This window comes from Vibrio glycogenivorans, assembly GCF_051660965.1.
Classification (GTDB): domain Bacteria; phylum Pseudomonadota; class Gammaproteobacteria; order Enterobacterales; family Vibrionaceae; genus Vibrio.
In genome coordinates, this window is record NZ_JBPVIS010000025.1 from 26,981 (window position 1) to 41,214 (window position 14,234).

The following is a 14,234-nucleotide window of genomic DNA, read 5'->3' on the forward strand; positions in this document are numbered from 1 at the left end:
GAGAATATCGCTTGCTGGTGGAGTCAATCGAATCGATGGCTGGGTGCGATGAAAAACAAAACTACAAAGATGCGCCTTTTTTCTTTCATCTCAGTCGCAGTAAAGTCAATTACTATGATGAAGTTTATCATTATATCAAGCAGCATTTTTGATCGAGACGAATGTTGTGAAACGAGGCGGTCTTTGGTCATAAAACTGTCACTTGCCTGTATGACGATATTTTAATCGCATGTAAACATACAAGGCAGACTCATGACTATCAGTAAATCGGTTTTACCTGTTGTACTAGGCGGAGTTCTCGCATCAGCTAGTGTCAATGCAGAGACCCTTAGACTTCTTACTTGGGGTGGCTACGCTCCTGATGACGTTGTTGCGCAGTTTGAAAAAGAGACTGGCATTGAGGTTAAGATAACCATGTCGAATAACGAGGACATGATTTCGAAATTGAGAGCAACCAATGGCTCAGGATTTGATCTTGCTCAGCCAAGTCAAGACCGCGTTGCTGGGGCACAGCAGGAGTTCAACATTTATAAGCCTTTGGACCTGTCAAAAATAGACGCGTCTTTATTTATTCCCTCGATGTTGCAATCAACCAAGGATATAACCTCGGTCTCGGGCGAGGTGTACGGAGTGCCACATATTTGGGGCACCAGCGGATTGGTCGTTAACCAAGAATATGCGGCTAACGTCAGTGATTACACCGATCTTTGTGACGATGCATATCAAGGAAAGGTCAGTTACCGTTTGCTGCGACCAACCTTGATCGGTTTTGCCTTCGCGATGGGTGAAGACCCTTTTGCCGCCTACGGCGATTCGAAAGAGTACCAACGGATCCTCGATCGGGTCGAGGAAAAATTGGTGGAGTGCAAGCCGAATGTTAAGACCTACTGGAGTGGCAGTGATGCCCTGCTGAACCTGGTTCGCTCAGAGGAGGTTGTTGCGAGTATGGCCTGGGATGCAGGGGGCTGGAAGCTCAATCGTGACAATCAAAGTATTGAGTTTATCGCACCTCAATCAGGGGCTTTGGGTTGGATTGATACGTTCGCTTTGCCTAGAGGTACTCGTAACGAAATGGCGGCCTATAAGTGGATTAACTTTGTGATGCGTCCTGATATTGCAGCACGCATCACCGAGGCAGCAGGTAACTTTACTGCGTCTCAAGGCGCGGATGAGTTGGTGAATGAAACCGCTAAGAAGCAGTTCCAGAAGAGCTTTCCAACCGCTGCAATTGATAACATTAAGTGGTATCCGGCCGTACCTGCGGGCCTAGAAGAGATGGAAGGATTGACACTAGATCGCATTAAAGCGTCGCGCTAACACTTTGTCGTCTATCGAGCCCCTTTCTCAAGGGGCTCGCCTCAGTTTTTTCTCGTTTGAGCCTCAATATGCAAGAATGTCCCGATACATCAGTTTTACAATGCCACGACCTTTCTAAACACTTCCTCGGCGCATCTTCGGCGTCGTTCACCGCGGTCGATAGGGTCAACCTATCAGTCAGACAAGGCGAGTTTTTCTCAATCCTGGGTCCCTCAGGCTGTGGCAAAACCACCTTGTTGCGCATGCTTGCTGGATTTGAGCAGCCGAGCAGTGGCACGATCAACTTACGTGGCGAGGATCACACTTACACTGCACCGAACCAACGCCCACTCAACATGGTCTTTCAACATCTGGCGCTGTTTTCTAATATGTCGGTGCAAGAAAATATCGCTTATGGGCTAAAAAGGCGTAAAGAGTCAAACAGTGTAATTGACCATAAAGTGCAACAGATGCTAGCACGGGTCGACTTGCCGGGCAGTGGAAGCAAAGCGATTTCTCAGCTCTCTGGTGGGCAAAAACAGCGCGTTGCCTTGGCTCGATGCCTGGTATTAAATCCGAGTGTACTGCTTTTGGATGAGCCTTTAGGCGCTCTCGATCTAAAACTCAGAGAGCAAATGAAACTTGAACTCAAGCACTTGCAAAGGGAGTTCAACACCACCTTCATCTATATAACTCATGATCAAAGTGAAGCTATGGTGATGTCGGACAGAGTGGCGGTGATGAATCGAGGCCGATTTGAGCAGGTTGATACACCGCGAAACCTTTACCTTAATCCGAAGACCGAGTTCGTGGCGAACTTTGTCGGGATCAACAATCGCATCTTACCTGACGATGCTCTGCTAGCGACATTAAAGCAAACACACGCCGTTAGCGACACAACTCAATTTTTTGTTAGGCCTGAATCGATAGTCATTGGTCACCATCACCCCTTTGCAATGGAGGTGACACTCAAGGAGTTAATCTTTGATGCGGCTAACAGTGCTGTTATGGTTGATAGCCCAGCCGGCGTAGTGCGTGTCGCAGTGTCGCCGAATCAATTAGACGCGCTCATTGAGCAGCAAACAAAGCCCTTTGTGATTAGTTGGGCAGCCAGTGATGTGATTGTGGTTAAAGCGAATATGGATAGTGGCAGTCAATGAAAAAAAACATCTACTTATGGGTATTTTTAACGCCACTGCTCGTCTGGTTGGGCGTGCTGATCTTTCTGCCTCATCTAGCCTTGGTTGAGGTCTCGCTAAGTGACCGGCGGGGTGGGAGCACACTTAATAACTATCTGGTCTTTTTTGAACAACCCCTGTATTGGAACACCTTCTTACGCACGGCGTGGATGTCTGGTTTAGCAACCCTGTTGACCTTAATCATTAGCTTTCCGGTGGCGTATTATGTTGCCAAGGTTGCAACAGGAAAATCTAAACTAGCGTTACTGCTGCTGTGCATCTTGCCCTTTTGGTTGAGTGAACTGGTGCGGGCCTACGGTTGGATCATCATACTGAGAGAGTCAGGCTTACTAAGCAATCTATTACTCAGCGTGGGATTAACCAGCTCCCGCATCGAGTTTCTCTATAACGATGTCACCATCTTGATGGGGTTGGTTTATAACGGCATGTTGTTTATGGTTGTGCCTTTGGTCAGCGCACTAGAAAGCCTGGACGATAGTCAGGTCGAGGCGGGCTTCGATCTTGGCGGTGATCGATTGGACGTGCTTAGGGAAATAGTTATCCCTCATGCAGTACCTGGTATGGTCTCGGGCTGCATTATTGTATTTATGCTTAGTTTGGGGAACTATTTGGTGCCAAACCTTTTAGGCGGTAAAGACAGTCTATGGTTTACTGAGCAAATCTTCACTCAGTTTATCCTGCGCTTTAACTGGGAGCAGGGGGGAGCGCTGGGTATCTTACTCTTGGTGTTGTCCTCAGCCATGGTTTGGCTGGTGCTTAAGCTATCTGGTACCAGTCTTCAATCAACGGTGGGGAGATAAGCGTATGATCCAATCTGTACCATTTTCACCCCTGCAACGCCGATTGCTTCGGGCTTATTTAAGTGTATTTGCCCTGTTTTTACTTCTTCCTCTCACGGTTGTGGTCATTTTCTCGTTCAATAATAGCGCCTTTGCAGCCTTGCCTTGGCAGGGCTTTAGCTGGCAATGGTACCTTGGCGATACCCAGCCAAATATTGGTCTGTTTAACGACTCAAACTTATTGTCTAGTGTTGGACACAGCGCCCTCGTGGCTATTGGGGTAACTGGAGTATCCGTCGCGTTGGGTTTGAGTAACGCACATCTAATGACCCGGTTTCGCTTTCGCGGCCAGCAATTTTTGTCAATTGCTATGCTGCTTCCTCTTGTCATTCCGGGCGTGATACTCGGTGTGACGATATTAGTTGCATCGAGTCAGGTTGCTAATGCCGTAGATCAATGGTTTTACTGGGAGTGGTTGTGGTTTCGACCAGGACTGGTGTTGGTTGTAGTGGGGCAGTCCGCCTTCATTACCTCTATCAGTACTTTAATGCTTTTAGCCAGATACAAGAAGTTTGATATCAGTGTTGAGGAGGCGGCACTCAATCTCGGTGCGTCGCCATGGCAAGCGTTTAGTAGCGTCACTTTGCCATTTTTAAGACCTTCGATTTGGAGTGCAGCCATCGTGAGTTTCCTCATGTCATTTGAAAACTTTAACACAACCCTAATGCTGGTCGGCTCAGATGCTCCGTTGACAATAGAGATGTACCAGCGCATGAGGCAGGGTTCAACGCCAGTGATCAATGCGGTTTCGGTTTGCTTAATGATCTTAAGTGGCGGACTGGCGCTCGTTTACCTCTGGTTATCAAAAGCTGGTGAGGACAAAAGGCGTTAAGCTTAGCACTCCACACTAATCAGATGGCAACGATAATGTTAAGACTCCGTGGGAAGTTTCTCTAACAGTCCATCAAAGCGAGGGTTGCCGTGCAAGCCCTCGAGATCAGGTTCAGTATTGATCAAGTCTCTGATTGAGGGGCTTGCCTCGATTGCGAGCTCCAAATCCTCTATGGCTTGCTCTTCCGCGCCTAATCGAGAGTATGCGCATGCTCGTTGGTATAGGGCTGGTCCATTTGTGTTATCAAGGGATAAAACGCGGTTACACAAGCTCAGCGCCCAGTGGTATTCCTGAATTTCCATCGCTGCGTCGGCTTTATAGGTCAAGGCCTCGAGGTCACCTGGGCGAATGGTTAGAATCTCGTCATAAACATCGATACGCTGATCTGCGGTAGGCATGCTTTGGGCGCGCAGCCAGAGATTGTGGATCTCGTTGATCCGTTCGATCTCTTTGTTGTTCTCGCTGATCACCCGGGTTTTACGCTTGAGATCCAGCTCTAGTGCGCGGAACTTTCTCTCGTACTCTTTAGCAATAGCATCCAAGCGCTTGTCGGCCATCTCTTTGGTATTGTGCTTAAACTCGCGCAATGACTGCCAGCCAACGAAGGCAATAAGGGACGCGACACCCGCGATAATATAAAAAAAGTAGGTGACGGTGACATTGGCGTAGTTGAGGGATTTGTCCGCGACCTCAAGTTCGCGGTCAGTGATCTGCAACACCATCCGTCTCTCCAAGTCCTGCTGCTCTTGGCGAAGTGACTTCAACTCATCAAGGATATAACGCTCCATCAGTGGTCGATCAAGCAGCTCAGACTCTGAGTACTTCTCCGTTTGCGCCCAGCTCGTTTGGTGAAACAATGCACTGACAAAAAGAGTAAAAATCAACAATCTCATACAATAGCCTCAATAATTCCCTGCGGTTCCATTCTCAATAGGCAAGCCTAGCACGCGAGTGCAATATCCATAGTCATTATCAGAAATAGTTATCGATAGAATATAAACCATGAATGCCCTTGTAAGCCATTAATAATTGGGCTTTTAGGGGAGTGAGTAACTCACAAAACTCCATCATTGATGATTTTGTCTTAGTTGTTTAACCTACTGATAAGTATAAATTTTAATTCTATCCAGCCGTTTCATCATAAGGGTTATCACTACAGCGTATCAAAATTTTACCAACGCTTGTGCCACTCTCCAGCTTTTGATGTGCTTTGTGTACTTGAGCCAGTGGTATAACGTCTGAGATGACTGGGTCTATGTCCTTTTTCTCTAGCATGTTAATAAGGTCTGCAAGGGTTTCGTGATACCAAGTTTTGTTGTTATCAACCTCAGAAGGTAATGCACAAAAAACAACCGACTTCCCGTTTGGGAGCATGTTTAATAGAGAGAGTTGTATGACTCCTGTGAGCATTTTGAACAAGCCGCCAAAGCTTTCTCCTGAAAAACCGTAGCTCACGGTAATTCCACCTTTTTTTACAGTTCGCATAGTGCGATATAGGTGTGCACCTCCAACCGAGTCAAAAGCTGCATCAACACCATCGGGGCAGTAGGAGTAGACTTGGTGAACAAAATCTTTGCAGCCAGAATCGATAGGCCTTGCCCCGAGTTCTTTGACAGCTCCGTACTTTGCTGAAGATGCGCTTCCAATCACCTTAACTCCAAAATGTTTGGCTAGTTGAGTGACGGCAGAGCCAACGCCGCCAGCCGCTGAGTGTACCAATATGGTTTGCTGGGGTTGGACATTTGCCTTGGCAAATAGCATGCAGTGTGCGGTTAAATAATTTAGGGATAAAGCGCAAACTTTAGCGGCATCGAGGTGTTTGGGATACCTGACGAGTAAGTCGGTTGTAATGCACAAGTATTGTGTGTAGCAGCCGTAACTTGGGTTCAATCCAACCACATGATCGCCAACTTTTAACTCAGGGGCTTCATCACCCACCGCATCGATAATGCCTGCAAAATCGTAGCCGGGCACGAATGGTAATCTTGGAGCAAGCGGATAACCCCCTCTGCGCGCCATGACATCAGCCCATCCAACGCCTGCAATGACGATTTTGACTCTTGCCTCTTTTGGCCCAGGTTTGGGTATATCACTTTGAACAAGTCTTAAGGTGTGTGGGGCACCATTAGCAAACACCATAGCACTAATATTGTTTTCCATTTTTCTGCCTCCTTTGAGTTACGCCTGGGTTTCAGTGTTTCTAATAAACAGGTTGCAATCAGTTTAATATCCATGTTTGATATAAAGAACCGAGTAAACTGTAAGGCGGGTATGCAAAATTGAATATTGACTGGCGTGCTTGGCATTTGTTTTTAGCCGTAGCTGAGAGTGGGAGCCTGACTAAAGCGGCTGCCATGATCGATACCTCTCAGCCGACGTTAAGTAGGCAGCTTCACCAACTTGAGAGGCAGCTTGGGCGTTCCTTATTTGATAGAAGTACACGTGGTCTTGTATTGACTAGCTTCGGGCAAACGCTGTTAGAAGAAAGCAGAAAAATGGCAGCGTCAGCGAACAAGCTCGAGAGGTTGATTCAAGGGCAGGACATTACATTGTCTGGTAGTGTGAGATTGTCGGTCAATGAGATGATTGCGCAATATTACCTTCCAGCAATTTTGCCTGCATTCTTGGATTTATATCCTAATCTGCAAGTGCAAGTTGTTGTAACCAATCAAATCACAAGCCTTGATAAACGCGATGCAGATATCGCGATAAGAATGCTTAGGCCTCAGCAGCAAGATCTTGTGATAAAGCATCTTTTTGACATTGAACTTGGCGGTTATGCCAGTGAGGCATATCTATCAAAATCAGGTGTGCCCAAGACACCCGAAGATCTTTCAAATCATAGGGTACTGGGGTATGACCGAGATAAACAGCTAGAAGAAGGTGCCGCGGCGTTGGGGTGGGAGATAAAAAACGAAGATCTCTCCTTTCGTACAGACAATATGCCGCTTCTTGTCGAGTTGGCAAGTCACGGGGGAGGTATTGTATTTACTCACAGAGATGTTGCTGAAAAAGCGACTCTAAAGTACGTAGAGTGTGGTCTGGTTATTCCAGCCCTGCCTGTTTATATTGCCTGTCACCGGGACGTTCAGCATAACAGCAAGATACGTCTACTCATGAACTTCCTTGCTGAGCATTTAGGGAGAGTAACTTGACCACAAAGATGTATGCTTTTCCTAATCGATACTAGTTTGTCAGCGATGTTACTAACCTGATAAGTTAGGAATATTATTGTTCGTATAGTTCTAGCGGCAAACCGTCAGGATCTTTGAAAAAGCTAAACTTCTTTCCGGTCAAATTATCTACACGAACAGGTTCTACATCGATGCCGGATGACTCGAGGAAACCAACCAGTTTTTCGATCTCTCTAACTGAAAAAGCTAAGTGCCGCAACCCTCTTGCTTCTGGGTTATCAACACGTAGAGGAGGTTCAGGAAAGGAAAAAAGTTCTATTTGGCCACCATTAGGTAGTGCTAGGTCAAGTTTATGTGAGTTGCGTTCTTTTCTATAGGTTTCTGCAATGATCTTTAATCCGAGGGTATCAGTGTAGAATGACTTAGAACGTTCGTAGTCTGAACAAATAATGGCTACATGATGAAATCCATTAAGAAACACAATAACTCCTTATTTGTTATATTGTTGATAACTACCTAGCACGTGTAACGTACAGCTTGAAGTATTCAGTATATATGGTTGTAGTGGTTGAGTGAACCGGCCATCTAAGGGTAGAGTAGCTATGTGGTTTCATATTTTTCTTACAATGGAGCGAAGCACACTGTAGTCGGTGCACACCAGTTCTGAACAACCGGACGTGCTATCGAAATGACATGCTAAGTAATGGTTATGAAGAGAATTAACGTAGTTGGCACCAGCGGCAGTGGTAAAAGTACATTTAGCCGTCAATTAGCCTCATCACTCGGCTATCAGTATATTGAGATGGATGCCATTTATTGGAAACCCAATTGGCAAGAGCCTACCGATGAAGAGTTTTTCTCAGCTTTGGAGGGCAAACTCGCTAGTGATACTTGGGTTCTAGATGGTAATTATAATCGTACTGGCGCAGTTAAGTGGTCTAGAGTCGACACTGTGATATGGATTGATTACTCATTTGCAAGAACGATATATCAAGCGGTTAAAAGAGCTTTGGTTCGGTCCATAAATCAACAAGAATTATGGGAAAACACTGGGAATGTTGAGTCTTTCAAGAAATCCTTTTTTAGTAAGGACTCAATAATTCTATGGACACTGAAAACATACAAATCTAATCGTGCTCGATATCAAAGGCTATTGGCGAATGCTGATTACGGCCACATTAAATTTGTTCGTATTACTAGTCCAAAAGAGGCAAGGGCATACATAAAGGCGCTCGGTGTTTAGTCGGCTAAGATAAAATGTCAGGATTAATCGTCCCTGATTTTACTTACTTGACTTGTAATTTATTCAGCCTGTATCGTCGTAACTAATAGACGACGAAGTGTACATCCAAATGGAAACTAAAAGACTGAGACTTGAGCCACCCTCAATGCGTTATCAGCCATTGATGCTTCAGGCGATCATAGAAAGTAAAAATCAACTTGGTGAATATCTTCCATGGGTGCGCCATGCCTTGACCGAAGAAGAATCTAAACAAGACACCATACGTTCTATTCGCGATTTTGAATGTTTTGAAAATGAACAGCGTTACTCTCTTATCGAGAAGGAATCAGGTAGTTTCGTTGGTGTCATTGGTCTCATGATTAGGGATAAAACAGTACCTTTCTTTGAAGTGGGATATTGGTTACGGAGTTCTTTTGTTGGGCGCGGGTTTGCGACTGAAGCGGTTAAAGCACTTGAAACTCACGCTTTCAATGAGCTCAGTGCCAATCGTTTAGAGATAAGAGTTGCAGAGCGCAATGTGAAAAGCAGAGCGGTTGCTGAGTCCTGCGGTTACATGCTTGAAGGTGTATTACTCAATGAGCGAAGGCTTCCTTCGGGGGAGCTAGACAACACAATTATTTATGCCAAATCGACTCTATAAACTGACTGGCAAGGAAATGATATATCGATATCAAAGGTTAATAGCGTGAGCGAAAATTCCATTGGAGTAACATGGCATGCATCGGTACACCACTGCATTGCATGAAAAAAGTTTTATATTGAGTGACAGGTAAATAGGAAAATAGCTGCCTTTATAGGCACTTTTTATAACTAAAGGAGTAGTTATGGAATTAAAGAATACGGATGTTGGTAGCGTCTTACGTATTAGACGTAATGTAACTATCCCAGAAGTCGGCCCACAGAGCGTTGAGTGCTGCGGTAAAATTTATCAAAAAGCGGAAGAAATAGGGTTGTCTGTGAACGGCCCTTGGCACTTTGTTTCATACGGGCTTCCAAGAGATACTGAAACCAGCTTTACCGTGGATTTTTGTCTTCCTGTTTCTGGTGTTAGTCAGCTAGTGGATGGTGATGATATTCAATTAGTTACACTTGATGAATTCTATTGTGCAAGTCGTAGTTTTGAAGGGGGGTTACATCAGCTGTTCGAACATGGTTATCAACCACTATTGGCAGAGATTAATGCTGTCAACGGCGAGTACACGGGGGAAAGCCGTGAGATATACCACCAATGGGTGGGGCCGGAATCAGATGACAATGTCGTAGAAATACAGTTTGGTCTGGTGGCAACTCAAACAGGCTGAAAACGGTTATGGTGAGAGTGTCTGTGGGGGCGGCAACTCACCAAAGGCTCCTCAATAAATAAGTCGCTTCAAGGCAAAATCAAGACATGCCGACTCGGGTCCCCTCAGCTGTTAGGTATCCAATATTAGATTTCATTTTCAAATTACTGTGATCGCCTCCTTTGGTATTAAAATAAACGCGACGGCATCTGGATTTGTTTTTCCAATTTTAAATTGTTTTAGTTAGCCTCAACCTCATTAGTCACCCAATGAGGCATTACGATGAGCGACATCAATAAATCTGTAGCAGAGTTAATTAGCACGCAATACCAAAACATTACAGGACTGATTGCCACTCGACGCGGTAACGAGGAGCTTCACTATTTTGCCCCCGGTTTTTCAAGCCAAACACCTGTACACCTCTCCTCTGTAACCAAAAGCATCACCTCGATGCTGGTTGGCGTTGCGCTTGAACATGGGCATATTAAAAGTATAGAGCAGCCAATTTTGGATTTTTTCCCTGACTACTCACTAAAACGTGGCGAGAAAACACTGCCGCATCTCCGGCTCAAACACCTGCTAAGCATGACCGCGCCTTATAAGTTTCGAAGTGAGCCTTATACTCGGGTTTACTCAAGCAATGATTGGACACTCGCATCCCTAGATCTTCTCGGGGGGAAGGGCGAAATAGGGCAGTTTAAATACACGACACCTGCACTGCATGTCTTATCAGGCGTGTTGAGCGTCGCCACTGGACAGAGCGTGGCGGACTTTGCAAATCAGCAGTTGTTTGCGCCGCTTGGGATCGCACCAGTTGAGAATATTACTTTACGTGATCGCCAGCAGCACCTTCAGTTTATTCGAGGTACTGATGAGCGCGGTTGGGTGACAGACCCTTGCGGGATAAATACGCCAGGTTGGGGGCTGGTTTTAAGCACATCAGACCTCATTAAGCTGGCTCATCTGTACCTTGCTCACGGATGTTGGGATGGGCAATCCTTGCTGTCAAAGGAATGGATACAGCAGAGCACTTCTGAGCATAGCTGCTGGGGGGAGAGGCGATATGGCTACCTTTGGTGGCTGATGCCTGGTACGGCAAACAATGGCTATTGCGCTTTGGGTGATGGCGGGAATGCATTATTTTTATCGCCAAAACAAGAGATTGCAGTGGCGATAACATCGCGCTTTATGCCGCGACCAAAAGACAGGGTTACTCTGTTCACGGAGCATCTGCTGCCTTTGCTCTCCGTCAAGAGCTAATCCTTGATGTGCGATAAATTGCCAATTAATAATGATTCACTCGCTGCATTGGAACCGAGCTTCGTGGCAAGCCCAGATCTTGCGGTTAATAAGCCCAAGCTAGTTGGTGCCTATTTCTGAGGCCTAGCAAGGATCGCGGTAACACTTTTAAGTTCTGGTTTGGATTGTAATGTCCTACGCACATAGAATGTAGGTCACAAGATTATTTTTTTTCTGCTCAAGAACAGGAAGTTAATGGCCAAAGTAATATTTATTCATGGCACTAGTAGTAGTGGTAAATCAACGTTAGCCAAAGCAATTCAATCACAAATCGACAGCCCATTCTGGCATTTTGCATCAGACCAGTTTGTTGAGGCGGGGATGCTTCCAAAGCGTGTAAATGATGGAGGAGAATTTGATTGGAGGATTAACCGGCCGAAGTTCTTTAAAGCTTTTCACTTGTGTATAAAAGCAGTCTTGGACTCGGGGAATAACGTCATCCTAGATCACATCATCGAATCAGATCAATGGTATCAAGAGCTAAAGGTCCTACTAGCAGAGCATGATTTGTTTTATGTGGGTGTCCACTGCCCAATCGAAGTTCTCAGGACACGAGAGATAGAGCGCGAAGATAGCAACATCGGAAGCCGTTATCAAGGAGAAGCAGAATACCACTTAAAGCACGTGCACACATACTCTGAGTATGATTTCGAGATCAATAGTCACGAGAAATCTGTTGAAGAAAACGCCGCAGAGATTATTGAGGCTTGGTTAAATAGAACTGAATCACGCTTTTTTTAACCAGTTCTGACACGGTAAACGGGGTATCGATACTAACTCATACCCAGAGGTGTCAAATCTTAATCCGACTATTATTAGATACGAGAAGCAAAATGGAACAACTTCATGGTGGGCGAGTAAACTCTATTTACCGCTCTGGAGAGAATGTGATCCGCCCCAGTGGTGCATGGTCTTTTTCTGTACATCAGCTTTTAAAGCACTTGAGAGATAATGGATTTGAAGCGGCACCAAAGTGTTATGGGTTTGATAGCTGTGGGAATGAAGTATTATCTTTCGTTGACGGAGAGGTATATAACTACCCATTAGAAGGCAACATAGCCTCAAATCAAGCTCTTGTTTCAGCAGCGCAATTGCTGCGCGAATACCATGATACGACAGTCTCATTACTCTCGAGTCCTAAGTTTAACGATATGCACTGGCAACTCCCAAGCCGTGAGCCAATAGAAGTTATTTGTCATGGCGATTACGCTCCATACAATGTCGCTCTCAAAGGGCTTCAGACGGTAGGCGTATTCGATTTTGATACCGCCCACCCGGCTTCAAGATTATGGGACATCGCTTATGCGGTCTATTGCTGGGCTCCATTCAAAACGAACGAGTGTGATCGTATGGGTGACTTGGACTCCCAAACTGATAGAGCGAAGCTATTTTGTGAGGCGTATGGCTTGAGTAATGAGCAACGCCAAAATCTGGTCGTGACCATGATAGATAGGGTTAGTTCGTTAGTAGACTTCATGCATCAAGAAGCGGAGCGTGGCAATGATGCCTTGGTAGCAAACATCCGTGATGGCCATCATTTAGCTTATCTTGCTGATATAGAGTACATGAAGAGCAATCAAGGTCATATCACGAATAGTCTACTGTCTGATGAGATCTCGCTAGGCGACTAGATTGGCGCAGTTTTTCCCTTGATCCGCCTTCTACTCTCTCGGCATCTAAGCCAAGAGGGTAGAATCGACGTCGTAAAAGTATAACTGGTATGCGCTAGACCTTGATATCACCTTTATAGTAAGGTGCCCTCGAAAAGCTCTATAGATTATGTCGGTAACGTTACGAGCTTTATCAATAAAATAACAATGTATCAAGTTAAGGGATAATGATCGGATGTGGAGTGGTCAGATCATGATAGTAAACAAGACAGTAATATTTGTAACTCTAGCGTTGTGCTCTTTTTTAGCAACCGCTAAGGAAGTAATAACGATAGACACGTCTCATAGCCCAATTTATTCGCTAACGTTTGAAATTGAAAGGACGATAAACGACCAAAACTCGACAACGGTGTATGTAATAAATATGGATGAATCAGCAGTGTTTAAGCTAGATAGTAGCTCAGCATACAGTAAGGTTGACATCGCCCCAATATCTTCAGGCAGTAACAATTATAATATTGCTCTAGACTTATCGTTCAAACTCGATGGTCTCTCCAATCGTAGATCTTCTAACAGTGTAATGATTGGGGGCAAACGGCACAAAACAAAGGAGGGGCATTCCGTACGAGAAGGAAATGGTGTGACGACCGAGGAAACCAGAGTGGAGTGGCTTACTCTTGAGAAGTATTGAGTCAGAAAAGGCTATTTTTAAACTAACCGAGCCTAGAAGTTCATTTCAGCATCGCAATACGATTGCTGTGTGTTGGATTTATTAAATTATCCATGCACTGACCGACTTTAATCTTGCTACTAGCCTGAACCAGTTGCTTACGCAGCACTGCAGCTCATAATTTGACTTGCCTTTCATTGAGCTCTTACTATAAGTGACTGAGTGAAAGGTTACTCCCGCAATTTACTTGTTTCGTAAAGTAGTAATAATGAGGATATTCTGAGTTCATGGATGAAAACGCAGAGATTTGGCGCCAGTATTACGAAGTCGCACTATCTCGCCAGCACTCAAAACGAACTGAGTTTGCCGTGCGATTGAATGAATCTAACCTACGCGTTGCTGTGGATTGCGGCTGTGGTGTTGGTAGCGATATCCAATATCTAGAGCGGCAAGGGTATAAAGTCTATGGCTTTGATATCAATCAAGACTCAATCGCTATTTGTAGAGAGCGATTTTGTTTTAACTCATCAGTTGAACTATCGAAGTCTTCTTTTGAGTCTTTTCACTACCCCAGAGCGGGTATCGTGATCGCGAACTCTAGCTTGTTTTTTGCCGAACCACATCAATTTAAAGCAACGTGGAACAAACTTCGCTCTTCCATTCAAATTGGAGGGGTGTTTGCTGGTGATTTCATGGGTGAGAGGGATAGCTGGTGGTAAGACCCCAGAACTCTATACACTCTCAAGCTCCTGAAAATACTGTCTTTCATAGTCATTTGGTGACAGTCCACCATTAGTACCATGATTTCGTCTGGGATTGTAGAAACACTCGA

Annotated in this window: 14 protein-coding genes and 1 pseudogene; 12 read left to right on the plus strand and 3 right to left on the minus strand. The window is 45.1% G+C overall.

The genetic code is table 11. The features are described 5' to 3' along the window. The first annotated feature begins 252 nt into the window (after positions 1 to 252). The 4 genes from ACSTTG_RS23810 (at position 253) to ACSTTG_RS23825 (ending at position 4,166) form a co-directional block, all read left to right on the plus strand. Positions 253 to 1,317: an extracellular solute-binding protein gene (locus ACSTTG_RS23810; RefSeq protein WP_438476585.1), complete on the plus strand. Its 1,065-nt coding sequence runs from the start codon at positions 253 to 255 to the stop codon at positions 1,315 to 1,317. A 68-nt stretch (positions 1,318 to 1,385) separates the two neighbouring features. Next, a complete protein-coding gene (locus ACSTTG_RS23815; RefSeq protein ID WP_438460881.1) occupies positions 1,386 to 2,456 on the plus strand; it encodes an ABC transporter ATP-binding protein in 1,071 nt (356 codons plus the stop codon). Then, positions 2,453 to 3,295, plus strand: coding sequence for an ABC transporter permease (locus ACSTTG_RS23820; protein ID WP_438460882.1), 843 nt, complete (start codon positions 2,453 to 2,455; stop codon positions 3,293 to 3,295). The genes ACSTTG_RS23815 and ACSTTG_RS23820 overlap by 4 nt, the downstream gene beginning before the upstream one ends. A gap of 4 nt (positions 3,296 to 3,299) precedes the next feature. Then, positions 3,300 to 4,166 carry an ABC transporter permease gene (locus ACSTTG_RS23825; protein WP_438460883.1) on the plus strand — a complete coding sequence of 289 codons (867 nt, stop codon included), beginning with the start codon at positions 3,300 to 3,302 and terminating at the stop codon, positions 4,164 to 4,166. 38 nt (positions 4,167 to 4,204) lie between these two features. On the opposite strand, the gene ACSTTG_RS23830 is transcribed toward ACSTTG_RS23825, so the two are convergent. Together ACSTTG_RS23830 and ACSTTG_RS23835 are read right to left on the minus strand one after the other, a co-directional pair. Beyond that, a complete protein-coding gene (locus ACSTTG_RS23830; RefSeq protein ID WP_438460884.1) occupies positions 4,205 to 5,059 on the minus strand; it encodes a tetratricopeptide repeat protein in 855 nt (284 codons plus the stop codon). Between the two features lie 229 nt (positions 5,060 to 5,288). Next, positions 5,289 to 6,326, minus strand: coding sequence for a quinone oxidoreductase family protein (locus ACSTTG_RS23835; protein WP_438460886.1), 1,038 nt, complete (start codon positions 6,324 to 6,326; stop codon positions 5,289 to 5,291). 119 nt (positions 6,327 to 6,445) lie between these two features. On the opposite strand from ACSTTG_RS23835, the gene ACSTTG_RS23840 reads away from it, so the two are divergent. Beyond that, entirely contained in the window at positions 6,446 to 7,321 is an 876-nt protein-coding gene (locus ACSTTG_RS23840; protein ID WP_438460887.1) for a LysR family transcriptional regulator, read from the plus strand. Positions 7,322 to 7,394: 73 nt separating this feature from the next. Here ACSTTG_RS23840 and gloA2 read toward each other — a convergent pair whose 3' ends face one another. Further along, on the minus strand, positions 7,395 to 7,781 hold the full coding sequence (gene gloA2, locus ACSTTG_RS23845) for an SMU1112c/YaeR family gloxylase I-like metalloprotein (RefSeq protein ID WP_438476586.1): 387 nt from the start codon (positions 7,779 to 7,781) through the stop codon (positions 7,395 to 7,397). 228 nt (positions 7,782 to 8,009) lie between these two features. Between gloA2 and ACSTTG_RS23850 the strand changes: the two genes are divergently transcribed. The 7 genes and pseudogenes from ACSTTG_RS23850 to ACSTTG_RS23880 all read left to right on the plus strand — a co-directional run. Then, positions 8,010 to 8,543: a P-loop NTPase family protein gene (locus tag ACSTTG_RS23850; RefSeq protein ID WP_438476587.1), complete on the plus strand. Its 534-nt coding sequence runs from the start codon at positions 8,010 to 8,012 to the stop codon at positions 8,541 to 8,543. Positions 8,544 to 8,652: 109 nt separating this feature from the next. After that, positions 8,653 to 9,183 (plus strand): GNAT family N-acetyltransferase, encoded by a 531-nt coding sequence (locus ACSTTG_RS23855; protein ID WP_438460890.1) that lies wholly within the window; start codon positions 8,653 to 8,655, stop codon positions 9,181 to 9,183. Between the two features lie 184 nt (positions 9,184 to 9,367). Next, entirely contained in the window at positions 9,368 to 9,844 is a 477-nt protein-coding gene (locus tag ACSTTG_RS23860; RefSeq protein ID WP_438476588.1) for a GyrI-like domain-containing protein, read from the plus strand. A 261-nt stretch (positions 9,845 to 10,105) separates the two neighbouring features. Then, complete coding sequence (locus ACSTTG_RS23865) at positions 10,106 to 11,083, plus strand: serine hydrolase domain-containing protein (protein WP_438476589.1); 978 nt, start codon at positions 10,106 to 10,108, stop codon at positions 11,081 to 11,083. A gap of 234 nt (positions 11,084 to 11,317) precedes the next feature. Next, a complete protein-coding gene (locus ACSTTG_RS23870; protein ID WP_438460893.1) occupies positions 11,318 to 11,863 on the plus strand; it encodes a chloramphenicol phosphotransferase CPT family protein in 546 nt (181 codons plus the stop codon). Positions 11,864 to 11,955: 92 nt separating this feature from the next. Continuing rightward, positions 11,956 to 12,753 carry an aminoglycoside phosphotransferase family protein gene (locus tag ACSTTG_RS23875; protein ID WP_438476590.1) on the plus strand — a complete coding sequence of 266 codons (798 nt, stop codon included), beginning with the start codon at positions 11,956 to 11,958 and terminating at the stop codon, positions 12,751 to 12,753. Between the two features lie 936 nt (positions 12,754 to 13,689). Then, positions 13,690 to 14,115, plus strand: a pseudogene (locus ACSTTG_RS23880) (class I SAM-dependent methyltransferase); the annotation flags it as partial. Positions 14,116 to 14,234: the final 119 nt, after the last annotated feature.

Excerpts from the sequence above, each read along its gene's own strand:
- ACSTTG_RS23810 (WP_438476585.1), top strand. The coding sequence starts at position 253 with ATGACTATCAGTAAATCGGTTTTACCTGTTGTACTAGGCGGAGTTCTC.
- ACSTTG_RS23815 (WP_438460881.1), top strand. The coding sequence starts at position 1,386 with ATGCAAGAATGTCCCGATACATCAGTTTTACAATGCCACGACCTTTCT.
- ACSTTG_RS23820 (WP_438460882.1), top strand. The coding sequence starts at position 2,453 with ATGAAAAAAAACATCTACTTATGGGTATTTTTAACGCCACTGCTCGTC.
- ACSTTG_RS23825 (WP_438460883.1), top strand. The coding sequence starts at position 3,300 with ATGATCCAATCTGTACCATTTTCACCCCTGCAACGCCGATTGCTTCGG.
- ACSTTG_RS23830 (WP_438460884.1), bottom strand. The coding sequence starts at position 5,059 with ATGAGATTGTTGATTTTTACTCTTTTTGTCAGTGCATTGTTTCACCAA.
- ACSTTG_RS23835 (WP_438460886.1), bottom strand. The coding sequence starts at position 6,326 with ATGGAAAACAATATTAGTGCTATGGTGTTTGCTAATGGTGCCCCACAC.
- ACSTTG_RS23850 (WP_438476587.1), top strand. The coding sequence starts at position 8,010 with ATGAAGAGAATTAACGTAGTTGGCACCAGCGGCAGTGGTAAAAGTACA.
- ACSTTG_RS23855 (WP_438460890.1), top strand. The coding sequence starts at position 8,653 with ATGGAAACTAAAAGACTGAGACTTGAGCCACCCTCAATGCGTTATCAG.
- ACSTTG_RS23860 (WP_438476588.1), top strand. The coding sequence starts at position 9,368 with ATGGAATTAAAGAATACGGATGTTGGTAGCGTCTTACGTATTAGACGT.
- ACSTTG_RS23865 (WP_438476589.1), top strand. The coding sequence starts at position 10,106 with ATGAGCGACATCAATAAATCTGTAGCAGAGTTAATTAGCACGCAATAC.
- ACSTTG_RS23870 (WP_438460893.1), top strand. The coding sequence starts at position 11,318 with ATGGCCAAAGTAATATTTATTCATGGCACTAGTAGTAGTGGTAAATCA.
- ACSTTG_RS23875 (WP_438476590.1), top strand. The coding sequence starts at position 11,956 with ATGGAACAACTTCATGGTGGGCGAGTAAACTCTATTTACCGCTCTGGA.